Raw genomic sequence first — 21,027 nt, 5'->3', positions numbered from 1 at the left:
CCGCGCCACGCCGATGTGACTGGAATCTTTCGCGGAACCGGCCCAAGCTGCGCGGCGTTAAGGCACGGGCACCCGCTTGTGCCACGGAATCACGCCCCGGCATCACGCTGCGGCACAACGAAGGGAACACAGATGAAAACCCGTATCAGCCTGCTTATGGCAACCGCCGGCCTGATGGCCATCGCCGCCTGCACCGACCAGACCGGCCAGCCCATCGGCGGCATGAGCCGCACCCAGCAGGGCGCCATCGCCGGTGGCGTGCTGGGTGCCGTCATCGGCGCGACCGAGGATGGCGATAACCGTGGCCGCGATGCCGCGCGCGGCGCGATTGTCGGCGCGGCAGCCGGTGCGGTGGCGGGCAATATCCTTGACCGTCAGGCGCAGGCGCTGCAACAGCAGATCAGCAACCCGAACGTGCAGATCGTCAACCACGGCAACTATCTGCAAGTGGTCATGCCCGAGGGCATCCTGTTCGCCACCAACTCGGCCGCGGTGTCCGGCCCGGCGCAGAACGACCTGTATGCCGTTGCGCGCAACCTGAACCAGTATCCCAACAGCCGGGTCGAGGTCGTCGGCCACACCGACAGCACCGGCTCGATGGCGCTGAACATGGACCTGTCGCAGCGCCGGGCACAGTCGGTTGCGGGCATTCTGGCCGCAGCGGGCGTCAATCAGGCGCGCATCGCCGCGCGCGGCGTCGGCCCGAACCAGCCGGTCGCCTCGAACGCCACCGATGCGGGCCGCGCGCAGAACCGTCGCGTGGAAATCCTGATCCGCCCGACGCAGTAACCAAACCACGGCGGGGACCGGACGCACGGTCCCTGCCCCACGATCAGCGGCCCCGCGCAGATGCCGGGCGCGATGGACTTGCACCCGGATTGGTCCTAAAATCTGACCAATTCACGCGGGGCCGCCATGCCATTTCAGAAAATCCCAGCCCATAAACTGTCGCAGGCTGTTCAAAGCCAGATCGAATCGCTGATCCTGCAAGGCATCCTGCGTCCGGGCGAGCGTTTGCCGGCCGAGCGTGACCTGTCGGAAAGTCTGGGCGTCAGCCGCCCCTCGCTGCGCGAGGCCATCGCCGATCTGCAACAGGCGGGCCTGCTGACCAGCCGCCCCGGCTCCGGCATCTATGTGGCCGAGGTTCTGGGGTCGGCCTTTTCCCCCGCGCTGGTGCAACTGATTTCGCGGCACGAACGCGCGCCCTATGACTATCTGGATTTCCGCAAAGACATCGAGGGGCTGGCCGCCGACCGTGCCGCCCGCCATGCCAGCGATGCCGATCTGGCGGTGATCGCCGCCACGCTGGCGCAGATGGAGACCGCCCGGCAAGCCGATGATCCGCAGGCGGAATCGGCGCTGGACGTGCAGTTCCACATGGCCATCGTCGAGGCCAGCCACAACATCATCGCCCTGCATATGATGCGCGCCATGTATGACCTGCTGCGCGAAGGGGTGTTCTATAACCGCGCCCGCCTGTTCGACGATCCCGCCATCCGCGCCGCGCTGCTGGATCAGCACCGCGCCATCAACGCCGCGCTGCAAGACCGCGACGGGCCGCGCGCGCGTCAGGCGATTGTGGTGCATCTGGATTTCGTCTCGACCCGGCTGGCGGCGCAGGCGCGCAGCGATGCCAATGCCGACATCGCCCGGCTGCGGCTGCGCCATATCGCGGAATAACGCCCCATACGCATGGAAAAACCCCGGCCCTTGCGGGTCGGGGTTCGATCTTGTCCCTCGTCGATCGGGCGGCGTCAGTTCAGCTTGCGCGCCACATCTGCGATGGCGTCGTCAATCCCGGCCGAGCGGCTGCCACTGGCGACCTGCTGCCCCAGCAATTCGCCGGTGGCGGCAACCGCCGCAGCCACGGCGCGGTCGCGGACGGCGCGAACGGCATCAGCTTCGGCGCTGGCGATCTGATCTTGCGCGGCCTTCAGGCGGCGGTCGATCGAGGCAGCCAGATCGTCCTTGGCCTTGGCGGCCTGCAACTCTGCCTCGCGCTTGGCATTGGCCACGATCTCGTCGGCCTGAACCTTTACTTCGCGCTGACGGCGTTCGTAATTGGCATAGATCTCTTGCGCTTCTTCGCGCAGGCGACGTGCCTCGTCCAGATCGGCGCGGATACCCTCGGACCGTTTGTCCAGCAGGTTGCCGATCACCGCGGGCACCTTGAAGTAAACAAGGATGCCCACGAACAGCAGAAAGGCCAGCAGCACGATAAAATCGGTGTTGTGCAGGCTGAAGAACGGGCCGGATGCCGCCATGGCCGGACCGGCGGCGATCACACCGCCAGCGGCACCCGCAAGGATGGTGAACGGCTTGGTCATTGCACGGCCCCTTTCAGACGGCGATCCACCGCCGCATCAATGGCCGACTGATCCGCCGCACCGCCAAAGGCGCGCAGCAGGTCGGCCGTCACGTCGCGGGCCACGGTTTCGGCATCCGCCGCCGCCGAGGCACGGATTTCGCCAATACGACGTTCCGATTCCGAGGCACGGGCGGCGATTTCCGCATCGGCATGGGCGATGGCGGCATCCAGTTCGGCCTGAATTTCAGCCCGGTTGGCGGCCACGATCTTTTGCGCCTCGGCACGGGCATCGGCCAGCGCCTTGTCATAGGCGGCCTCGGCCTCTTGCGCCTTGCGCTTGAATTCCTCGGCGGCCATCAGATCGCCGGTGATCGCACCCTGCCGGTCAGACAGAACCGCCGCAATGCGCGGCAGCGCGATCCGCGACAGGATCCAGTAGATCACGCCCAGAGTGATGACCAACCAGAAGATCTGGTTCGGAAAGGTCGATACGTCCAGCTGCGGCAGGCCGGTATTGGCGACCTCGTGGGCCGCATCGGCGCCGTGATGGGCGGCGTCCGCCGTCACCCCGGCGACTGCGGGTTCGACGACGATGATTTCGTTTGTTTCCTCGACCACGACAGGCGCGGTCTGCTGTAGCAGGCTGAACATGTCCTCACCCTTGGCCTATCAGGTCACGAAGGGGAGGGAACGCACCCGCGCCCCCACCCCGCCGCAAGGATGGGAAAGGATCAGACCGCAAACATCAGCAGCAGCGCGACGAGGAACGAAAAGATCCCCAGAGCTTCGGCAAAGGCCATGCCGATGAACAGCGTCGCGGTCTGACCGGCGGCAGCCGACGGATTGCGCAGCGCGCCCGCCAGGAAGTTGCCAGCAACGTTGCCCACACCGATGGCGGCGCCGCCCATGCCGATGGCCGTCAGACCAACGCCGATGTACTGACCCAGCTCTCCGATATTGCCTTCCATGTCTTTTCTCCTTGCGGTTGGAAGTTGTGAATTCTGTTGGATGACCCGCGCGGGGCCGCGCCCGTCAGTGCGACGGGTGCAGCGCGTCCTTCAGATAGACGCAGGTCAGGATGGTGAACACATAGGCCTGGATAAAGCCCACCAGCACCTCGAACCCATACATCGCGGTCACGGCGACCACCGACAGGGGCGACACCAGCGCGATGGCGGCAAAGCCTGCAAACACTTTGATAACGGCGTGGCCCGCGATCATGTTGCCAGCCAGACGAATGGAATGGCTCAGCGGGCGGACGAAATAGCTGATAACCTCGATCACGGCCAGCACCGGGCGCAGCGCCAGCGGCGCGGATTTCACCCAGAACAGTTCAAGGAAATGCGCGCCATTTTTGACAAAGCCGACGATGGTCACGGTCACGAACACCGCCACGGCCAGCACCGCCGTCACCGCGATATGCGACGTGGTGGTGAAAGCCAGCGGGATCAGGCCCAGCATGTTGGAAAACACGATGAACATGAACAGCGTCATGATATAGGGGAAGAATTTCAGCCCCTCTTTGCCCGCAATATCCTCGATCATCTTGTGAACCATGCCATAGCCCAGTTCGGCGATCGACTGGGTGCGGTTCGGCACGATGGCGCGGCCACGGGTGCCCACGACCAGCAGCAGCGTGATCGCGACGATGGCAAGGAACATCCACAGCGTGGCATTGGTAACGGTATACCAGTGAACCGGCCCGTCGCCGAACAGGGGTTTCACGATGAACTGATCCATCGGGTGAAAGACCAGACCGCCCTCGTTACCTGCTGCCACGTTCAGTTCCCCTCGTCCTTGCCGGTTTCGCGCCCGGCCCGTTGATCTGCGCCGGGCGGTTCCGGCCTGTTCAGTTCGCCCGCGGTCAGCATCATGGTTTTGACGCCCGCCGCAAAGCCCAGAAAGATAAAGACAATCAGCATGATGGGCGTAGTGCCCAGCCAATAGTCCAACCCGTATCCGATGCCAAAGCCGATCCCCAGCCCCGACACCAGCTCGATCACCATGCGCCAGGCGATATGCGCCTTGTCATGCCCGGCCAAAGGGCTTGGCCCTTCATCCTTTGGGGTCAGTTCGGCAATCCGTCGCTCCAGATCGCGCAGCCGCGCGGCGTCAAGCGCCCGCTGTGCCCCGCTGTCCGGCTGATCGGCCATGGCTCATGTCCCCGTCATCGGTTGTCCGGGGTGATAGGCGCTGCCCGCCCCCGAGTCAAGCAACCCCCGTCACGATCTAACAGACTGTTTTTATTCATGTCATCGCCAACAGGCCGGGGCTGGACTTTGCCCATCGGCCCGGTCCATATTCAACCCCGCAGTTAAGCATGGCCCGCCGTGACCGACCAGAACCGCCCCAATCCCGCCCGGCTGGACGCCATCTTTGCCGCGCTGGCCGACCCGACACGGCGGCGGGTGCTGGCCATGCTGCTAGAGGACGACATGGCCGTGTCCGACGTGGCCGAGCCGTTCGGCATCAGCCTTGCCGCCGTGTCGAAACATCTGGCCACCCTTGCGGCGGCGGGGCTGATTGTGCAGGAACGCCGGGGCCGGATCACATGGTGCAAGCTGGACCCGGACGGGATGCGCGCCGCATCCGTCTGGATGCAGGGCTTTGGCCAGTTCGACCCGGTGGATCTGGATGATTTCGAACGGTTTCTGGCCACCGAATTAAGGGCCGAATTAAGGGATGACGATGAAACCTGACATTCTGTGCATCGGCGCGATGCTGTGGGACGTGATCGGCCGCGCGCCGCGCGCGATGCAGGTCGGGCAGGACGTGCCGGGCCGCATCGCCCATGTGCCGGGCGGCGTGGCGCTGAACGTCGCCGTGGCACTGGCCCGCTGGGGCATGGCGCCCGCGATCCTGTCGGCGGTCGGCAACGACCCCGAGGGCGGGGCGCTGACCGATCAGGCCGCCCGGCTGGGGGTGATCTGCAACCACCTGACCCGGCGCGACGACCTGCCGACCGACTGCTATATGGCGATCGAGGATTCGCGCGGCCTGATCGCCGCCATCGCCGACGCCCACTCGCTCGAAGCGGCGGGCGACGCGATCCTGTCGCCGCTGGATACCGCGCTGTCGGGCTGGTCCGGCCCGGTGGTGCTGGATGGCAACCTGACGCAAACGCTGCTGGCGCAGATCGCCGCCGACCCCCGGCTGGCGCAGGCCGATCTGCGCATCGTCCCCGCCAGCCCCGGCAAGGCCGAGCGGCTGGAACCCCTGATCGCCGCCCGGCGCGGCACCTTTTACCTGAACCGGGCCGAGGCGCAGACGCTGGCTGGCCATCCCTGCGCCGATGCCGCCACTGCCGCCGCCGCCGTGGTTGCGCGCGGCGCGCCCCGCGTCATCGTCACCGACGGCGGCGAGCTGGTGGCCGAGGCCGCCGCCTCCGCCGCCCCGATCTCGGCCCTGCCCCCCGCCGTCCGCATCGCCCGCGTGACCGGGGCGGGCGATTGTTTTCTGGCCGCCCATATCGCCGCCGAACGCGATGGCACGGATCGCGAAACGGCGCTGATGCGCGCCGCTCAGGCCGCTGCCGCCCATGTCTCTGGAAAGGATGTCCCATGAACGCCCCGCTGAAATTCGCCCCCGCCGTCCGCGCCGCACTGGACGCAGGCCGCCCGGTGGTGGCACTGGAATCGACCATCATCACCCACGGAATGCCCTTTCCGCAGAATCTGGAAATGGCCCGCAAGGTCGAAGACACCATCCGTCAGGCCGGTGCCGAACCCGCCACCATCGCGGTGATGAGCGGCCATATCTACATCGGCCTGACCGATGACGAACTGGAGCGCCTCGCCCGCACCCCGCAGGATCAGGCGATGAAGGTCAGCCGCGCCGATATGCCCGTCTGCCTGGCGCAAGGCCGCACCGGCGCCACCACCGTCGCCGCCACCATGATCGGCGCGCATCTGGCCGGCATCCGCGTCTTTGCCACGGGCGGCATCGGCGGCGTGCATCGGGGGGCCGAAACCAGCTTTGACATCAGCGCCGACCTGTATGAACTGGCGCAAACCCCGGTCACAGTGGTCTGCGCCGGGGCCAAGGCGATTCTGGACCTGCCCAAGACATGGGAAACGCTGGAAACCCTTGGCGTGCCGGTGATCGCCTATGGTCAGGACGACCTGCCCGCCTTCTGGTCGCGCCAGTCCGGCCTGCCCGCCCCCCTGCGCCTGGACAGCGCCGCCGAAATCGCCGCCGCCGCCGACATGCGCGCCGCATTGGGCCTGCCCGGCGGGCAACTGGTAACGAACCCGATCCCGCTGGCCGACGAAATCCCGCTGGCCGAGATCACTCCGGTCGTCGAACAGGCACTGGCCGATGCCGAGGCACAAGGCATCACCGCCAAGGCCGTCACGCCGTTCCTGCTGCAACGCATCTTTGAACTGACCGGCGGCCGATCATTGGAATCGAACATCGCGCTGGTTCTGAACAATGCGCGACTGGCGGCTGAAATCGCTGCGGAAATGGCGCGGCAGCCCTGACCGGCAGCGTTGCCCCCCAAGGTGCGTATTTAAACAAACAGGAAGCGGCCTATGTGCTTCCTGTTTGCCCAAATACGCATCTTTGGGCGATACCTTACCGCAAGCGGGCGATCAGTGACGAGGTATCCCAGCGGCCTCCGCCCATGCGCTGCACATCCTTGTAGAACTGATCGACCAGCGCCGTAACCGGCAAGCTGGCCCCGACCTCGTTGGCGGCGTCAAGGCAGATGCCCAGATCCTTGCGCATCCAGTCCACGGCAAAGCCAAAGTCGAAACGGTCCTCGGCCATGGTGGTGTGGCGGTTCGCCATCTGCCAACTGCCCGCCGCACCCTGAGAGATGACCTCGACCAGCGCCCCCACATCCAACCCGGATTTCTGCGCAAAGGCCAGCGATTCCGACAGCGCCTGCACCAGCCCGGCGATGGCGATCTGGTTGCACATCTTGGCCACCTGCCCCGCGCCCGGCTCGCCCATGCGGCGGCAGATGCGGGCATAGGCGGCGATCACCGGCTCGGCCCGTGCGTAATCGGCATCCGAGCCGCCGCACATCACCGACAGCACGCCGTTTTCCGCCCCGGCCTGCCCGCCCGAGACCGGCGCATCGACCCAGCCAAGCCCGGCCCCGCGCGCGATTTCGGCCAGTTCCCGCGTCACCCTGGCCGATACCGTGGTGTGATCGACGAACACCGACCCCGGCTTCATCCCGGCAAAGGCACCATCATCGCCCTGCACAACCGATCGCAGGTCGTCGTCATTGCCGACGCAGGCCATGACGAAATCCGCCCCTTCGGCCGCCTGACGCGGGGTCGGCGCGCTGGTGCCGCCATATTGCGCCACCCATGCCGCCGCCTTGGCGGGACTGCGGTTATAGACCGTCACCGAATGCCCCGCCGCCGTCAGATGCCCGGCCATCGGGAAACCCATCACGCCCAGTCCCAGAAACGCCACATGCGCCATGCTGCCTTTGTCCTTTCACTATCGCGCGCGTTGAAATGCGCGCGCGGCTGTCCTATGCAGCACCCCACCATTCGGGCGCGCGCGGGTCAAGGCGCGCGCTTCCCTTCTGCCGCCAAGGATCGCCACCCGACATGCTGACGCTTTTCCGCTGGCTGCTGAGGATCACCATCGGCATGATCGCCGCCTTTGTCGCGGCGACCGTGCTGGTCTGGTATTTCGCCATCCGCTCGCTGCCCGATTACGACAGCGCGTTCAGCGTGCCGGGCATCAGCGCGCCGGTGGACATCATCCGCAGCACCGAAAACGTGCCGCATATCTTTGGCCAAAGCGATGATGACGTGTTCTTTGCCCTTGGGCTGGCCCATGCGCAGGACCGGCTGTTCCAGATGCTGGCGCTGCGCCGCGCCGCGCAGGGCCGCTTGTCGGAAATTTATGGCGAGCGCACGCTGCCTGCCGATGATCTGGCGCGGCGGCTTGGGCTGACGCGGCTGGCGGGGCAGGCACTGGAATCGCAGACACCGCAGGCCCGCGCCGCGCTGGACGCCTATGCGCGCGGCGTGAACGAATGGATTCGCCAGATCAACGAAGGCGCACGGGGGCGGGGCGCGCCCGAGTTCTTTATCTATCCCGGCGACATCGCCTATTGGCAGCCCGCCGATTCGCTGGCCATTCTCAAGCTGATGGCGGTAGCCTCGAGCAGCGCGCTGGCGGACGAGGTGCTGCGCGCGCGGCTGTCGCTGGCCGCGCCCGGTCGCGGGGCCGATCTGCTGGCGCCGCCCGGCGGGATGGCGCTGCCCGATTATGCCGGGCTGTTCCCCGGCGCGCGGCTGTTGCCGCCGGAACGCCTGCCCCCGGCGCCGGATCGCGCCACCGTGCTGGCCGGGTTTCTGCCTGCCGATGCCGGGCTAAGCGCCAGTGCGGTTGCCATTGCCCCCACGCGCACCGCCATGGGGGGAGCGATTCTGGCCAATGACCCGCAAGGCCCGCTGACCGCGCCCGGCCTGTGGTATCTGGCGCGGCTGGAACTCAGCTCGGGCGGGGTGATCGGCGGCACCGTTCCGGGGCTGCCGCTGGTGCTGTCGGGGCGCAACACCGCCCTGGCCTGGGGGATCACCCCCGCCGCGCTGGACGATACCGATGTGCTGATCGAAGAGGTGCAGCCGGGCGACAGCAACCGTTATCGCACCGAACAGGGCTGGACCCGCTTTGACACCGGGCGCGAAATCATCCGGGTGCTGGACGGGCAGGACCGCGCCATCACGCTGCGCAGCACGGTGAACGGGCCGGTGATGACCAGCCCGGCGCTGTCGCAGATCGCTCCGGTCGGGCATGTGACGGCGATCAGCTGGACCGGCGCAAGGCCCGATGACGCCAGCTTTTCCGCGCTGCTGGGGCTGATGACGGCCCGCGACCGCAGCGCGGCGGGCCGCGCACTGGCCGGTATGACTGCCCCGGCGCTGAACGTGCTGCTGGCCGATCAGCAGGGCGTCGGCCGCGTCGTCGCCGGCGAGGTGCCGCGCCGCGACCCGGCCAGCCAGACCGCCGGCCACCTGCCCGCCCCCGGCTGGGTGCCCGCGAACCGCTGGCAGGGGCAGGAGCCGGCCTCGCAGCCCACGCCCTCCACGACGGAGAACGCTGTCGTCGCCACGACGGGCGAGGGGGCGGGCGGGCCGCGCATGGCGCGCCTTGGCCGGTTGATGAACAGCCGCGAAATCCATTCCCGCGACAGCCTGATCGAAACGCAACTGGACATCGTGTCCCCCGTCGCACGGCAGCTTTTGCCCTTGGTCGGGGCGGAATTGTGGTTCACCGGCGAACCCGCCGCCCCCGGCACGCCGGAACGGCAGCGGCAGGATGCGCTTGGCCTGTTGGCCGAATGGGACGGCGCGATGAGCGAACACCTGCCCGAGCCGCTGATCTATGCCGCATGGATGCAGGCCTTGCAGGACCGGATGATCCGGGACGAGCTTGGCCCCCTGTCCGACGACATCCGCCGCCTGTATCCGGCCTTTATCGAGGCCGCCTTCCGCAACAGCCGGGGTGCCGCGCGCTGGTGTGACGTGGTGCAAAGCGCCCCGGTCGAGGATTGCGCCACGCTGGCCCGGCAGGCGCTGGATGCCGCGATCCTGGATCTGAGCGCCCGCTTTGGTCCCGATGTCACCAGCTGGCGTTGGGGCAACGCGCATGAGGCGCATCAGATCAACCCCGCGCTTGGCGGTATCCCCGGCCTTGGCTGGGTGGTCAATCTGGTGCAATCGACCTCGGGCGGCGATTCGACGCTGGCTTTGGCGACATCGGCGGGGGTGGGCGGCAATCCGTGGCGGCAGGTCGCCGGGGCGGGCTATCGCGCGGTGTATGATCTGGCCGACCCGGACAGTTCGGTTTTCGTGATTGCAACCGGGCAGTCGGGGCATCCGCTGTCGCGCCATTACGACGATATGGCCGGGCTGTGGCGGCGGGGCGAATATGTCAGCATGTCGCTGGACCCGGCGCTTGCCCGCGCCGCCGCGCGCGGCATCACCCGGCTGGAACCGGCCCGCTAGGCCCCCCGCGACCAGCCCCTGCGACCGGCCCCCGCGGGCCATTCATGCAGCAGCAGGATAACCGCAATCGAAAACCGGCCATAGTCAGCGGGATATTTCGCTGTATCCTGCCCGCAATGCCGGTGCCGATCCCGGCCCCGCAACTCAAAGGAGACTGCCCCATGTATGCAACCGTCATGCACGGCCCGCGCGATGTGCGCTTTGAGCAGGTCGAAGACCCAAAAATCCTGAAACCCACCGACGCGATCATCCAGCTTGCCGCCACCTGCATCTGCGGATCGGACCTGTGGCCCTATCGCGGCATGTCCTCGCAGGAAGGGCCGGTCGCCATGGGCCACGAATATTGCGGCACCGTGATCGAGGTCGGTTCCGAGGTGAAAACGCTGCGCCCCGGCCAGTTCGTCGTAGGCAGCTTTTGCCTGTCCGACAACACCTGCCCGCATTGCCAGTTCGGGTTCCAGTCATCCTGCGTGCAGCGCGAATTCATGCTGGGCGCGCAGGCACCCTATGCGCGTGTGGCACTGGCCGATGGCACGCTGGTGGCGACCGAACACATGCCCGACGCCGACATGATCCCGCATATGCTGGCGGTGTCGGATGTGCTGGGCACCGGCTGGTATGCCGCCGTGGCCTCGGGCGTGCGTCCGGGCGGAACGGCGGTGGTCGTGGGTGACGGCGCGGTGGGGCTGATGGGGGTGATGGCCGCGAAACAGCTTGGCGCGGAACGCATCATCGCCATGTCGCGGCACGAGCCTCGGCAGAAACTGGCGCTGGAATTCGGCGCAACCGACATCGTGGCCGAGCGCGGCGAAGATGGCATCGCCCGCATCATGGACCTGACCGATGGTGTCGGCGCGGAATCGGTGCTGGAATGCGTCGGCATGGCCGAATCCATGGCGCAGGCGCAGGGCGTCTGCCGCCCCGGCGGCACCATCGGTTTTGTCGGCGTGCCGCATGGGGTGCAATTCGACGGGCAGCAATTGTTCTTTAAACAACAGCGGATGCTGGGCGGCCCGGCCCCGGTGCGGCGCTTCCTGCCCGACCTGATGGCCCGCGTGCTGGACCGCAAGATCGAACCCGGCAAGGTCTTTGATCTGGTCCTGCCGCTGGATCAGGTCGCCGAGGGCTACAAAGCCATGGACGAACGCCGCGCGATCAAGACCATGCTGACGGTATCGTAACCAACACCCCGCCGTGCAGGCTGATCCGGCGCGGCGGGGGGTGTTGCGAGCGGGGCAAACCCGCCGTGCCACCGCCGGGTGAGCCGGGCACAGCGCCGGGCGAATCAGGGTTTGACACACAAGCCCTGCCCAACGCCGGTTTCCCGGCAGATCGGGGCTGCGCCCCCATTTTATCGCTCGTCCTGAAAACTCGCGCAAAGCGCAGCATCGGCGCAGCCCGCCCTGCCTCGCGTTCTTTTGACGCTTGCAGCGCCCGTTCCGATTGGGGGCGCGGCTTCGCCCCTCACCCATCATGCAGCGTCGCCCTGCCCCGGCCCGCGTTCTTGGAGGCATACAGCGCCTCGTCGGCGTCGGACAGCATCCGTTCCGGGTTGGGGTGGCGATAGCGCGAGGAAATGGCGATGCCGATACTGGCCGAAACCTGACAGGTGTTGCCGTCCACCTGAACCGGCTGCTCGATGCCGCTGATGATGCGGCGGGACAGCGCGTTCAGCGCGTCCGGGGCGGTGGTGCCCGACAGGATCAGCACGAATTCATCGCCGCCCACCCGCGCCACCGTATCATTGCTGCGGGTCGCGGCGCGCAGCACATCGGCGACGTGGATCAGCACCTCGTCACCGGCGGCATGGCCCAGACGGTCGTTCACCTCTTTGAAGCGGTCCAGATCCAGATGCGCCAGCGCAAAGCCGCCACGCTCGCCCTGCCCCCGCGCCGCCTCGGCGGAACGAAGGGCGACCGACAGCGCCAGTTCCAGCCCGCGCCGGTTGTAAAGCCCGGTCAGCGGATCGGTGAAGGCCTGAATTTCCGCCGCTTCGCGCGCTTCTTCCAGGCGCAGGTTAAAGCGGGACAGTTCGTCCATGACGGCGCGGTTCGCTTCGTGCAGGAACATCAGCTCCATCGCCAGTTCCGGCGGCGCGAAATCGCCATCGGTCAGGGACAAATCGCGCACCGCATCGGCCAGACCGATGCCGAAACCCAGATTGACCAGCAGCCCGCCATCGTCCAGCGGCACCACATGGCCGCGCAGTGACAGGCCCGGCGGCTGCGTCATGCGCAGAAACACCCGGTCGCCGCGCCGCGCCGCCGCCGTCAGCACGATCAGATCATCCTCGCCCGAAACGGGGCGGGTCAGCACAAAAGCATCGCTCAGCCGCTGACACCCCTGAGGCAGCAGCTTGCGCAAGGTCGGCCCCGCCCCCAGCACCGCGCCACCGGCATCCAGCCGCAGATGCATGGGCAGCAAGGCATCCAGCGCCGCAGGGGCCATGGCGATGGCAGGGGTCAGCGCGCCGCTCATCTGGCCACCTCGGGCGCGGGGAAGGCGGCCAGTTCAAAGGCGCGGCCTTCGGCAAAGGCATCGTCGGAAATCTGCACCCGCACGCCGTTACCCTCGACCGCGATCAGGCCAAGCGCGCCGTAATCATCGGCCATCGCCCGGATCAGCCCGGCCATCACGCTGCGCCATTCGGGAAAACAATCGGGCATCACCACGCGCAACTCATCCCCCGATTTCGGCTCGATCCGAATGCGCGGCATCCCCAGATCGGGGATGACCATATGCGCCCGGCCCGGCCATTCCTCTAACGAAAACAGGAAGTCCGCGAAATCGCGCCCCGAAAACCGCAACAGCCGCCGCAAGGGTTCGCGCGCCGCCAGCCACGCGCCCAGATCTTCCAGCAATTCGGCCTCGGGCTTGTCCAGCCGCAGCGCCGCCTGATTGACCAAGCCAAAGCTGACCGCATCGGGATAGTTGCGGATCGTCTGAAAACCGCGCGCATCAATCCCCGACGCCCCGGCGACATCATGCCAGAACGAATCGCCATAAGTATGGCGCAGGAACCCTTCTATCGAGCGATTTATCAATCCGTGCATTGTGCCCCCTTGCACAGCGGAACTAGCACCAAATTCTTAACAATTCGATAAGCCGACAGGTGGATTGCGCCGATGTGATCGCCTTAATCGGCCGACCACCCGGCGCTGCCCGGCCCGGCCAGAACGGTGCGCGCGGCCATCACCGCCTCGGGGCGGATGCCTGCACCGGCGGCGAAATCCAGCACGCGGCGGTCGTCTTCCAGAATGAAATCCAGCACGAACTGCCCCAGATCGGGGCTGGAGGCCAGATGCCGCAAATCTTCCGCGCGCAACCCGGCATTTGCCAGCAAAGCCTGCACCATCTCGGGGTCGGCGGCGATAAAGCCCAACGCCTCGACCGCCAGATCGCGGGCGCTGTCCTGCGTCCATGTCATCGGATGTGCCCCGTGATTTTTTTGCCAGTGCCTTCAGATCGAAAGGGTTTGTTAAACATTTGCTGCCAAGGTGCCAAGCACAGGCAGGCGTGTAAAGGACGCATCGCAAGAATGACAGGCCGCATCCTTATCGTGGACGGATTGGCAACGAATCGCCTTGTTCTCAAGGGGCGGCTGACACCCGCCAGCTATGACATCGCCACCGCCGCCACGCTGCCCGAAGCAATGGCGCGGCTGCGCGCTTTCGCGCCCGATCTGGTGATCGTGGGCCAGGGCGTGCCAGGCCATGATTGCGCCGCGATCTGCGCCATGATCCGCGACGATTGCGGACAGGACGGGGCGGCGATCATCGCACTGTGCCCGGCCGAACAGCGGCTGGCGGTGATGCGGGCCGGGGCCTCGGCCGTGCTGGAACCGCGCGGCGATGCGCTGCTGTTGCTGGCGCGCATTCGCGGGCTGCTGCGCAACAGTGCCAGCGTCGATCTGCCCCGCGCCTTCGCCGAATCGCAGGCGCCGTTTCAGCATGGGCGCACGGCGGGCGGGTTGCCGCATATCGTGCTGGTGGCGGAAACGCCCTCGCAGGCTTTGGGCTGGAAACACGCGCTGTCGCAGCGGCTGCGCTATCGCTTTTCGGTGCAGGATGCGGGGCAGGCTCTGGCTTCGGTGGCGCGGGGGGATGCGGGCGATCTGTATCTGATCGCCGCCGATCTGGACCAGCGCGGCGAGGGGCTGCGCCTGCTGTCGGAACTGCGGTCGCGCGCGGGGTCGCGCGATGCGGCCTTCGTCATCGCCGCAACGCCCGAGCGGCCGGAAATGGCCGCCATCGCGCTGGATCTGGGCGCGGGCGAAACGCTTGGGCCTGATCTGGCAGCGCCCGACATGATCGAGATGACCGTGCTGGCCCTGCGCGAACAGATCGTGCGCAAACGTCACGCCGACGAACGCCGGGCCGAGGCGCGCCAAAGCATCGCCTGGTCATTGGTCGATCCGCTGACCAGCCTGTATAACCGCCGCTTTGCCCTGCCCCGGCTGCGGCAGATGATCGCCGACGCACAGGCGCGCGGCGGCGAATGTGCCCTGCTGGCGCTGGACGTGGACCGTTTCAAGCAGATCAACGACCAGCACGGCCACGCTGCGGGCGATGCGGTGCTGGCCGACATCGCCGCCCGGATTCAGTCGGTCGCCGGCTCGGTCGGCCCGGTCGTGCGCTTTGGCGGCGAGGAATTTCTGGTGCTTCTGCCCGACACCTCCGCCCCCAGGGCCGCCCGCTGCGCCGAAGCCATCCGCCACGCCGTCATGTCCGCCCCGATCCCCCTGCCGCGAACGGTGGGCAGCGGCGCGCTGTCCGTGACCGTCTCGGTCGGGGTGGCCACCTTTGGCGCGCACCCCGGTCAGGCCGATGCCGATCATGAAACCGATTCGCTGCTGGAACGCGCCGATCAGGCGATGCGCGCGGCGAAATCCGGCGGGCGCAACCGCTGTATGCTGGCCGCCGCCTAGGCCCCTGCGCAAACCCGTGGCAATACCCGCAAGCCTGACCTATATTGCAGCAAGGTTTTCACGGAGCAGTCATGAGCGGACAGGACACAGCGCCCGAGCGGCAGACCGGCCTTGCGATGCGGCGCGGTTTCATGGGCAAATGCCCCTCATGCGGCGAGGGGAGGTTGCTGAACAGCTACCTCAAGGTCAATGACCACTGCCCCGCCTGCGGCGAAGCAATGCATCATCAGCGCGCCGATGACGGCCCGGCCTATCTGACCATCCTGATCGTGTCGCACCTGGGCGCGCCGCTGCTGCTGTGGGTCTATATGGCGTTCCGCCCCTCGCCCATGGCGATGCTGATCGGCTTCAGCCTTGCGGCGGTGGTGCTGTCGCTGCTGCTGCTGCCGCGGATCAAGGGCGCGATGGTCGGGCTGCAATGGGCGCGGCGAATGCACGGATTTGGCAGCAACGCCGAACCCGATTCGGCATGACCGACACCAACCCTCCCATCCGCGACGCCGCCACCGTTCTGCTGATCCGCCGCGATCAGGGCGACCCCAGCGTGCTGATGGGAATGCGCGGGGCAAAAGCCGCGTTCATGCCGTCGAAATACGTCTTCCCCGGCGGCGCGGTCGATGCCACCGATGCCACGCTGCCGCTGGCCCGCCCGCTGCAAACGACGCACCACAACCGCTTGCTGGCGGAACCGCGCGACGACGCCCCCGCCAACCCCGCCGCACTGGCCGGTGCCGCCCTGCGCGAACTGGCCGAAGAAACCGGCCTGCTGCTGGGCCGCCCCGGTGCCGGATGCGCCCTGCCCGGCTTTGCCCCCGCCGGCCTTCTGCCCGATGCGGGCGCGCTGCATTTCGTCTTTCGCGCCATCACCCCGCCCGGCCGCCCTCGCCGCTTTGACGCGCGCTTTTTCCTGGCAGACGCCACCGAAGTCGCAGGCGATCCACAAGATTTCAGCGCGGCCTGCGATGAACTCTCGCACCTGCACTGGGTGCCGCTGACTCAGGCACGGGCGCTGAACCTGCCCTTCATCACCGAAGTCGTGCTGGCCGAGGTGGCCGAACTGATCCACAACGCCGGCCAAGGCCCCCTGCCCATCCCCGACAGCGTGCCATTCTTCGACAACCGAACCCCCAGCCCACGCTTTGCCCAAATCGGCTGACACACCGGCCTCATCTTTGGTCTGAAAATATCCTCGGGGGTCCGGGGGTGGAAAACCCCCGGCCTTGGGGCGCAACCTTACCGCCCGCTAAACCGCGCCGGGCGTTTTTCCAGAAACGCAGCCACACCCTCGCGGAAATCGGCGCTGCGGCCTGCCACGCCCTGCAATTCGGCCTCAAGCGCAAGCTGCGCCTCGATCCCGTTCTGCCCCGATTCGGCCAGCGCACGGCGGATCGCCAGATAAGCACTGGTGGGGCCTGCGGCCAGTTGCCGGGCGCGGCGGGCCACGCCTTCGGTAAATAAATCGTCAGGCAAGGCTTCCCAGATCAGGCCCCAATCGGCGGCCTGACGCGCGCTGACGGGTTCGGCCAGCAGCATCATTCCCATGGCGCGCGCATGTCCGGCCAGCCGGGGCACCAGCCAGGTGCCGCCCGCGTCGGGGATCAGCCCGATGCGCGTAAACGCCTGAAGGATCGAGGCGCTTTCGGCCGCAATCACCAGATCGGCGGACAGCGCCAGATTGGCCCCCGCCCCGGCCGCCACGCCGTTCAGCGCCGCAATCACCGGAACGCGGCACCCGATGACGGCACGCAGCATCGGTTCGTATTCGTCCCGCAGCACCCGCTCGAAATCGGCATCCGCGGGGGCATCGGTCAGATCCTGCCCGGAACAAAAGCCCCGCCCCGCGCCGGTCATCACCACGCAGCGCACCGTTTCGGGCAGGTCGGTCAGCGCGGCGGTGATCTCGGTTCGCATCTGCGCGTTCAGCGCATTCATCACCTGCGGGCGGTTCAGCGTCAGCGTGGCAATACCGTCGGCGACGGTGAACAGGATGGTCTGGAATGTCATGCTCTCTCCCTTGCTGGGGGCATCCTGCACAGTTGCACGCCGCCACGCCAGCAAGACCCGGCGTCAGTCCTTCATCAGCCGATCCAGCCGGGCCTTTTCCTCGTCCGTCAGGGGCGTTGGCCCGACCGCGCCCTGCCTGCGGCGCAGGAAACCGGCGGCAAAGGCCAGCGCGACCAGCCCCATCACCGGCCCCGCCAGCCACAGCACCCAGTTGGCCCCACGGGCGCGCGGCTCGAACAGAACGAACTCGCCATAGCGCGCCGTCACCGCGTCGATCACCTGATTGTCGCTGTCGCCCGCCACCAGCCGTTCGCGCACATAAAGCCGCAGGTCGCGGCTGATGGCGGCGTTGGAATCGTCGATGTTTTCGCCCTGACAGATCGGGCAGCGCAGCTTTTGCGAAATCGCGCGCGCGCGCGATTCCAGCACGGGGTCGTCCAGCACCTCGTCGGGCTGCACCGCAATTGCGGGCATCGGGGCCACCGCCACAGTCACCGGCGCCATGGCCAGCAGCAAAATCAGAACCAGCCGCTTCATTCCGCAGGCACCCCCGCCGCCGCACGACGCGAGGCGCGGCGCGCCCCCGCCGCCACGCGATAGCGCCGGTCGGACAGGCTGATAAGCCCGCCCAGAGCCATCAGCGCCGACCCGGCCCAGATCCAGTTGGCAAAGGGCTTGATGTAATAGCGCACGGCCCAGCCTCCGCCCGCCTGCGCATCACCGATCACCAGATAGATGTCGCGGAACACGCCATTGTTGATCGCCGCCTCGGTCGTGGGCATGGCCTGCACCGGATAGACGCGCTTTTCCGGGTGCAGCGTGGCGACCTGACGACCGTTGCCGGCCACATCCATGGTGGCCATGGTGGACAGATAGTTCGGGCCTTCGATCTCATCCACGGATCGCAGGGTGATCGTGTAACCGCTCAACTCGAACGATTCGCCGATATGGGCGACGCGGATATTCTCGGTTTCCCATGCCATCAGCAGCGATACCCCGATAAAGGTCACGCCCAGCCCGGCATGAGCCACCGCCTTGCCCCAGTCGGCGCGCGGCAACCGCGCCAGACGCGACAGGCCGGAACCTCCGGTGCGATGCAGCAGTTCGGCGGCTGCGCCAAAGATGATCCAGCTGCCCAGCCCGGTGCCGATCACCGCCAGCGCCGATTCCCCGGTCGAGACCGCGAACACCAGCAGCATCACCGCCGCCGTCAGCGCCAGCGCGCCGCGCAGCGGCATCAGCGCACGGCGGATGGTGGCGCGCTTCCACGGCATGATCGCACCCAGCGGCAGCACGGCGGCCAGCACGATCATGAAGGGGGTAAAGGCCTTGTTAAAGAACGGCTCGCCCACCGACAGCTTGGCACCCCAGCCCAGTTCGGCGATCAGCGGCCAGACCGTGCCGATGAACACCACGAACGAGGCCACCGCCAACAGCACGTTGTTCAGCACCAAGGCCCCCTCGCGCGATACCGGCGCGAACACCCCCTTGGCGGCCATCGCCTGCGCGCGCACCGAATACAGCGTCAGCGCGCCGCCCACGAACACCGCCAGAATCGCCAGAATGAACACGCCGCGTTCCGGGTCGCTGGCAAAGCTGTGGACCGAGGTAATCACGCCCGAGCGCACGATGAACGTGCCGATCAGCGAAAAGCCGAATGCCATGATCGCCAGCAGGATCGTCCAGCTTTTCAGCGCCTCGCGCTTTTCGACGACGATGGCGGAATGCAGCAGCGCGGCGGCCAGCAGCCACGGCATGAAGCTGGCGTTTTCGACCGGGTCCCAGAACCAGAAGCCGCCCCAGCCCAGTTCGTAATAGGCCCACCACGACCCCAGCGCGATGCCGATGGTCAGGAAAACCCAGGCCGCCAGCGTCCATGGCCGCACCCAACGCGCCCAGGCGGCATCGACCCGACCTTCGATCAGGGCCGCAACGGCAAAGCTGAACGACATCGAAAGGCCGACATAGCCCAGATACAGAAACGGCGGATGCAGGGCCAGGCCGACATCCTGCAACAGCGGGTTCAGGTCGCGCCCGTCAAAGGGCGGCACTTCCAGCCGCAGAAACGGGTTCGAGGTAAAGATGATAAACGCATAGAACGCCGCCCCGATCGCCGCCTGCACCGCCAGCACCCGCGCGCGCAACGCCGGCGGCAGATTGCCGCCCCATGCCGCCGCCGCCGCGCCAAACAGCGCAAGGATCAGCACCCACAGCAGCATCGAACCTTCGTGGTTTCCCCATACGCCGCTGATTTTATACAGCATCGGCTTGGCCGTATGCGAGTTTTCGTAAACCAGCCTGAGCGAGAAATCCGAAGTGACAAAGGCCACCGTCAGCGCGCAAAACGACAGCCCGGTCAGCAGGAACTGCGCCATTGCGGCGGGGCGGGCGCTGTCCATCCACGCGGTCCAGCCGCGCGACGCGCCGATCATGGGCACGATCATCTGATACAGCGCCACCATAAAGGCCAAAATCAAGGCAAAGTGGCCGAATTCTGCGATCATGGTCGTCCCCCTTAGGCTGAGCCGACCATAAACCGATGGCGCAAGGGGGAACAGTCCCCCCTGCGCCACCGCGCTTCAGTTTTCTGTGTGGCTTATCCGCGCAGGCTGGCCGACCAGTCGCGCAGCGCGGCATTATCGGCGAAAGCATCGGCAGGCAGGCGCCAGCCCTGCGGGATCGCGGGTGGATCGGCCACGGGTGCAGCCACCGGCATCATCGGAGCCACCGCATCGGCGGGCGCGGCCATGGCTGCGGCCAGCGCGGCATCCAGCGCCGCATCGCCTTCGGGGTCATGCACGGCGACCATGCCCGCGCCGCTGGCATCCGCCGTGCCCTGCGCACGGGCCTTGCGGCCGGACCGTTCCAGCACGACACGGTTGCGGAAATAATGCGCCTCGCGCGCGCCGAAATAAAAGCTGACAATCGCGCCCAGCAGCCACCACAGCGGCTCGGGCACCTCGGCCAGCCCCTCCATCCGCAGGCTGAACCCGACGGGATCGACCATGGCATAGGTGAACAGGCCCAGCACCCCGACCGTCATCCCCGGACGCGGCAGGCGGTTCAGCCCGTTCACGAAACTGTCGAACCAGGTCTGCGGCGCATGGGCAAATTCCAACCCAAGCTGGTCGATGGCGCGGGCATAGGCGTCTTCGTCCAGCTCCATCCGGCGAGTGGCGTTCTGGCGAAAGATCTCGGCCACGTTGCCCGCCGCCGTCACGGTGCCGCCAAGGTTCAGAAAGCGGTCGATCATGCCCATTTCGCAGTCCTTTCCCGGTGTTGCGCGGCGGTCAGGTGGTATTTCGGGCTGATGAATTCCTCGGCCCGCGTGATCCAGCCGCCCTTGCCGCCATCCTTGCGCCGGGCATATTTGCGGCTGGCCGGGCGGCCGTCGGCGATGGCATAGTAATAATTGCGCCGCGCGATGCCATAGGCGTCGGCCAGATGCTGCGGGGCGACCTGCGCCGCCGATTGCGCCGCCGCAATGGTGCGCGGGCCGATCACGCCGTCATCACTGGCGGCAAAGCCCATGCGCGTCAGCAACCGTTGCAGGATCTTCACCGCATTCGCGCCGGCGTTCACCTGCATGTCGAACACGCTGGCCTGCACCGCAACCGGCAGTTCGGCCAGACGCGGGCGGCGAAAGTAATGCTCGACGTAAACCTGCACCGCCTGCGCGCGGGTCAGCGCCCGCACATCGCGTTCATCGACCCGGCCATCGCCGTTCACATCCATGCCAAGGCGGCGCATCGTCCCGATGGTGACGCCGTAATTCGTCGCCCCGCCGGGATCGTCGGGGTCGTTGA

Annotated in this window: 24 protein-coding genes; 10 read left to right on the top strand and 14 right to left on the bottom strand. The window is 67.0% G+C overall.

What is annotated here, in order from left to right; all coding sequences use genetic code 11:
• The first annotated feature begins 132 nt into the window (after positions 1-132).
• Entirely contained in the window at positions 133-789 is a 657-nt protein-coding gene (locus tag Q4G14_RS13760) for an OmpA family protein (protein WP_303362333.1), read from the top strand.
• A 126-nt stretch (positions 790-915) separates the two neighbouring features.
• Positions 916-1,680: a FadR/GntR family transcriptional regulator gene (locus Q4G14_RS13755; RefSeq protein ID WP_303362332.1), complete on the top strand. Its 765-nt coding sequence runs from the start codon at positions 916-918 to the stop codon at positions 1,678-1,680.
• Positions 1,681-1,754: 74 nt separating this feature from the next.
• Here Q4G14_RS13755 and Q4G14_RS13750 read toward each other — a convergent pair whose 3' ends face one another.
• The 5 genes from Q4G14_RS13750 to Q4G14_RS13730 form a co-directional block, all read right to left on the bottom strand.
• Positions 1,755-2,327 carry a F0F1 ATP synthase subunit B gene (locus tag Q4G14_RS13750; protein ID WP_303362331.1) on the bottom strand — a complete coding sequence of 191 codons (573 nt, stop codon included), beginning with the start codon at positions 2,325-2,327 and terminating at the stop codon, positions 1,755-1,757.
• A complete protein-coding gene (locus Q4G14_RS13745; RefSeq protein WP_303362330.1) occupies positions 2,324-2,959 on the bottom strand; it encodes a F0F1 ATP synthase subunit B' in 636 nt (211 codons plus the stop codon). The genes Q4G14_RS13750 and Q4G14_RS13745 overlap by 4 nt, the downstream gene beginning before the upstream one ends.
• Before the next feature lie 80 nt (positions 2,960-3,039).
• Positions 3,040-3,276, bottom strand: a complete 237-nt coding sequence (locus Q4G14_RS13740) for a F0F1 ATP synthase subunit C (RefSeq protein ID WP_090611015.1) — start codon at positions 3,274-3,276, stop codon at positions 3,040-3,042.
• 64 nt (positions 3,277-3,340) lie between these two features.
• The gene (locus tag Q4G14_RS13735; protein WP_303362337.1) at positions 3,341-4,048 is read right to left on the bottom strand and encodes a F0F1 ATP synthase subunit A; all 708 of its coding nucleotides are present in this window, start codon (positions 4,046-4,048) and stop codon (positions 3,341-3,343) included.
• Positions 4,049-4,089: 41 nt separating this feature from the next.
• Entirely contained in the window at positions 4,090-4,461 is a 372-nt protein-coding gene (locus Q4G14_RS13730) for an AtpZ/AtpI family protein (protein ID WP_303362329.1), read from the bottom strand.
• A 177-nt stretch (positions 4,462-4,638) separates the two neighbouring features.
• Between Q4G14_RS13730 and Q4G14_RS13725 the strand changes: the two genes are divergently transcribed.
• The 3 genes from Q4G14_RS13725 to Q4G14_RS13715 are packed head-to-tail and all read left to right on the top strand — an operon-like array spanning position 4,639 to position 6,789.
• Positions 4,639-5,007, top strand: a complete 369-nt coding sequence (locus Q4G14_RS13725) for a helix-turn-helix transcriptional regulator (RefSeq protein WP_303362328.1) — start codon at positions 4,639-4,641, stop codon at positions 5,005-5,007.
• Positions 4,997-5,872 (top strand): PfkB family carbohydrate kinase, encoded by an 876-nt coding sequence (locus tag Q4G14_RS13720; RefSeq protein WP_368661375.1) that lies wholly within the window; start codon positions 4,997-4,999, stop codon positions 5,870-5,872. Before Q4G14_RS13725 ends, Q4G14_RS13720 begins: the two co-directional genes overlap by 11 nt.
• Positions 5,869-6,789 (top strand): pseudouridine-5'-phosphate glycosidase, encoded by a 921-nt coding sequence (locus tag Q4G14_RS13715; RefSeq protein WP_303362326.1) that lies wholly within the window; start codon positions 5,869-5,871, stop codon positions 6,787-6,789. The genes Q4G14_RS13720 and Q4G14_RS13715 overlap by 4 nt, the downstream gene beginning before the upstream one ends.
• A 94-nt stretch (positions 6,790-6,883) precedes the next feature.
• On the opposite strand, the gene Q4G14_RS13710 is transcribed toward Q4G14_RS13715, so the two are convergent.
• Positions 6,884-7,747 (bottom strand): NAD(P)-dependent oxidoreductase, encoded by an 864-nt coding sequence (locus tag Q4G14_RS13710; RefSeq protein WP_303362325.1) that lies wholly within the window; start codon positions 7,745-7,747, stop codon positions 6,884-6,886.
• A gap of 131 nt (positions 7,748-7,878) precedes the next feature.
• On the opposite strand from Q4G14_RS13710, the gene Q4G14_RS13705 reads away from it, so the two are divergent.
• Both Q4G14_RS13705 and Q4G14_RS13700 read left to right on the top strand, forming a co-directional pair.
• Positions 7,879-10,290, top strand: a complete 2,412-nt coding sequence (locus tag Q4G14_RS13705; RefSeq protein ID WP_303362324.1) for a penicillin acylase family protein — start codon at positions 7,879-7,881, stop codon at positions 10,288-10,290.
• A 161-nt stretch (positions 10,291-10,451) separates the two neighbouring features.
• On the top strand, positions 10,452-11,471 hold the full coding sequence (locus Q4G14_RS13700) for a zinc-dependent alcohol dehydrogenase family protein (protein WP_303362323.1): 1,020 nt from the start codon (positions 10,452-10,454) through the stop codon (positions 11,469-11,471).
• A 283-nt stretch (positions 11,472-11,754) separates the two neighbouring features.
• On the opposite strand, the gene Q4G14_RS13695 is transcribed toward Q4G14_RS13700, so the two are convergent.
• The 3 genes from Q4G14_RS13695 to Q4G14_RS13685 form a co-directional block, all read right to left on the bottom strand.
• The gene (locus Q4G14_RS13695) at positions 11,755-12,768 is read right to left on the bottom strand and encodes a diguanylate cyclase (protein WP_303362322.1); all 1,014 of its coding nucleotides are present in this window, start codon (positions 12,766-12,768) and stop codon (positions 11,755-11,757) included.
• Complete coding sequence (locus Q4G14_RS13690; protein WP_303362321.1) at positions 12,765-13,343, bottom strand: heme NO-binding domain-containing protein; 579 nt, start codon at positions 13,341-13,343, stop codon at positions 12,765-12,767. The genes Q4G14_RS13695 and Q4G14_RS13690 overlap by 4 nt, the downstream gene beginning before the upstream one ends.
• A gap of 83 nt (positions 13,344-13,426) precedes the next feature.
• A complete protein-coding gene (locus Q4G14_RS13685; RefSeq protein ID WP_303362320.1) occupies positions 13,427-13,717 on the bottom strand; it encodes a DUF3572 domain-containing protein in 291 nt (96 codons plus the stop codon).
• Between the two features lie 111 nt (positions 13,718-13,828).
• Between Q4G14_RS13685 and Q4G14_RS13680 the strand changes: the two genes are divergently transcribed.
• The 3 genes from Q4G14_RS13680 (at position 13,829) to Q4G14_RS13670 (ending at position 16,373) form a co-directional block, all read left to right on the top strand.
• The gene (locus tag Q4G14_RS13680; protein ID WP_303362319.1) at positions 13,829-15,217 is read left to right on the top strand and encodes a diguanylate cyclase; all 1,389 of its coding nucleotides are present in this window, start codon (positions 13,829-13,831) and stop codon (positions 15,215-15,217) included.
• 71 nt (positions 15,218-15,288) lie between these two features.
• Positions 15,289-15,690 (top strand): DUF983 domain-containing protein, encoded by a 402-nt coding sequence (locus Q4G14_RS13675; RefSeq protein WP_303362318.1) that lies wholly within the window; start codon positions 15,289-15,291, stop codon positions 15,688-15,690.
• The gene (locus Q4G14_RS13670; RefSeq protein ID WP_303362317.1) at positions 15,687-16,373 is read left to right on the top strand and encodes an NUDIX domain-containing protein; all 687 of its coding nucleotides are present in this window, start codon (positions 15,687-15,689) and stop codon (positions 16,371-16,373) included. Before Q4G14_RS13675 ends, Q4G14_RS13670 begins: the two co-directional genes overlap by 4 nt.
• A 77-nt stretch (positions 16,374-16,450) precedes the next feature.
• Here the strand turns inward: Q4G14_RS13670 and Q4G14_RS13665 are convergent, their stop codons facing one another.
• The 5 genes from Q4G14_RS13665 to Q4G14_RS13645 form a co-directional block, all read right to left on the bottom strand.
• Positions 16,451-17,221 (bottom strand): enoyl-CoA hydratase-related protein, encoded by a 771-nt coding sequence (locus tag Q4G14_RS13665; RefSeq protein WP_303362316.1) that lies wholly within the window; start codon positions 17,219-17,221, stop codon positions 16,451-16,453.
• A 63-nt stretch (positions 17,222-17,284) separates the two neighbouring features.
• The gene (locus Q4G14_RS13660; protein WP_303362315.1) at positions 17,285-17,758 is read right to left on the bottom strand and encodes a cytochrome c-type biogenesis protein; all 474 of its coding nucleotides are present in this window, start codon (positions 17,756-17,758) and stop codon (positions 17,285-17,287) included.
• Complete coding sequence (locus tag Q4G14_RS13655; RefSeq protein WP_303362314.1) at positions 17,755-19,725, bottom strand: heme lyase CcmF/NrfE family subunit; 1,971 nt, start codon at positions 19,723-19,725, stop codon at positions 17,755-17,757. The genes Q4G14_RS13660 and Q4G14_RS13655 overlap by 4 nt, the downstream gene beginning before the upstream one ends.
• Before the next feature lie 92 nt (positions 19,726-19,817).
• Entirely contained in the window at positions 19,818-20,480 is a 663-nt protein-coding gene (locus Q4G14_RS13650; RefSeq protein ID WP_303362313.1) for a holin family protein, read from the bottom strand.
• Positions 20,471-21,027 (bottom strand): holin-associated N-acetylmuramidase (locus tag Q4G14_RS13645; protein ID WP_303362312.1); only part of this gene is annotated, 557 nt, incomplete at its 5' end. The genes Q4G14_RS13645 and Q4G14_RS13650, both read right to left, overlap by 10 nt.

It is taken from the genome of Paracoccus sp. (in: a-proteobacteria) (assembly GCF_030538755.1).
In the GTDB taxonomy this organism is placed as follows: domain Bacteria; phylum Pseudomonadota; class Alphaproteobacteria; order Rhodobacterales; family Rhodobacteraceae; genus Paracoccus.
The sequence above is the reverse complement of the archived record's forward strand: the minus strand, read 5'-3'. Positions and strand labels throughout refer to the sequence as shown.

What these genes read in the sequence shown, in the direction of transcription:
- Q4G14_RS13690 (WP_303362321.1), bottom strand. Translation starts at nt 13,343, where the DNA reads ATGCACGGATTGATAAATCGCTCGATAGAAGGGTTCCTGCGCCATACT.
- Q4G14_RS13750 (WP_303362331.1), bottom strand. Translation starts at nt 2,327, where the DNA reads ATGACCAAGCCGTTCACCATCCTTGCGGGTGCCGCTGGCGGTGTGATC.
- Q4G14_RS13680 (WP_303362319.1), top strand. Translation starts at nt 13,829, where the DNA reads ATGACAGGCCGCATCCTTATCGTGGACGGATTGGCAACGAATCGCCTT.
- Q4G14_RS13670 (WP_303362317.1), top strand. Translation starts at nt 15,687, where the DNA reads ATGACCGACACCAACCCTCCCATCCGCGACGCCGCCACCGTTCTGCTG.
- Q4G14_RS13665 (WP_303362316.1), bottom strand. Translation starts at nt 17,221, where the DNA reads ATGACATTCCAGACCATCCTGTTCACCGTCGCCGACGGTATTGCCACG.
- Q4G14_RS13675 (WP_303362318.1), top strand. Translation starts at nt 15,289, where the DNA reads ATGAGCGGACAGGACACAGCGCCCGAGCGGCAGACCGGCCTTGCGATG.
- Q4G14_RS13760 (WP_303362333.1), top strand. Translation starts at nt 133, where the DNA reads ATGAAAACCCGTATCAGCCTGCTTATGGCAACCGCCGGCCTGATGGCC.
- Q4G14_RS13650 (WP_303362313.1), bottom strand. Translation starts at nt 20,480, where the DNA reads ATGGGCATGATCGACCGCTTTCTGAACCTTGGCGGCACCGTGACGGCG.
- Q4G14_RS13705 (WP_303362324.1), top strand. Translation starts at nt 7,879, where the DNA reads ATGCTGACGCTTTTCCGCTGGCTGCTGAGGATCACCATCGGCATGATC.
- Q4G14_RS13685 (WP_303362320.1), bottom strand. Translation starts at nt 13,717, where the DNA reads ATGACATGGACGCAGGACAGCGCCCGCGATCTGGCGGTCGAGGCGTTG.
- Q4G14_RS13695 (WP_303362322.1), bottom strand. Translation starts at nt 12,768, where the DNA reads ATGAGCGGCGCGCTGACCCCTGCCATCGCCATGGCCCCTGCGGCGCTG.
- Q4G14_RS13730 (WP_303362329.1), bottom strand. Translation starts at nt 4,461, where the DNA reads ATGGCCGATCAGCCGGACAGCGGGGCACAGCGGGCGCTTGACGCCGCG.
- Q4G14_RS13755 (WP_303362332.1), top strand. Translation starts at nt 916, where the DNA reads ATGCCATTTCAGAAAATCCCAGCCCATAAACTGTCGCAGGCTGTTCAA.
- Q4G14_RS13720 (WP_368661375.1), top strand. Translation starts at nt 4,997, where the DNA reads ATGAAACCTGACATTCTGTGCATCGGCGCGATGCTGTGGGACGTGATC.
- Q4G14_RS13710 (WP_303362325.1), bottom strand. Translation starts at nt 7,747, where the DNA reads ATGGCGCATGTGGCGTTTCTGGGACTGGGCGTGATGGGTTTCCCGATG.
- Q4G14_RS13700 (WP_303362323.1), top strand. Translation starts at nt 10,452, where the DNA reads ATGTATGCAACCGTCATGCACGGCCCGCGCGATGTGCGCTTTGAGCAG.
- Q4G14_RS13735 (WP_303362337.1), bottom strand. Translation starts at nt 4,048, where the DNA reads ATGGATCAGTTCATCGTGAAACCCCTGTTCGGCGACGGGCCGGTTCAC.
- Q4G14_RS13740 (WP_090611015.1), bottom strand. Translation starts at nt 3,276, where the DNA reads ATGGAAGGCAATATCGGAGAGCTGGGTCAGTACATCGGCGTTGGTCTG.
- Q4G14_RS13660 (WP_303362315.1), bottom strand. Translation starts at nt 17,758, where the DNA reads ATGAAGCGGCTGGTTCTGATTTTGCTGCTGGCCATGGCGCCGGTGACT.
- Q4G14_RS13715 (WP_303362326.1), top strand. Translation starts at nt 5,869, where the DNA reads ATGAACGCCCCGCTGAAATTCGCCCCCGCCGTCCGCGCCGCACTGGAC.
- Q4G14_RS13745 (WP_303362330.1), bottom strand. Translation starts at nt 2,959, where the DNA reads ATGTTCAGCCTGCTACAGCAGACCGCGCCTGTCGTGGTCGAGGAAACA.
- Q4G14_RS13655 (WP_303362314.1), bottom strand. Translation starts at nt 19,725, where the DNA reads ATGATCGCAGAATTCGGCCACTTTGCCTTGATTTTGGCCTTTATGGTG.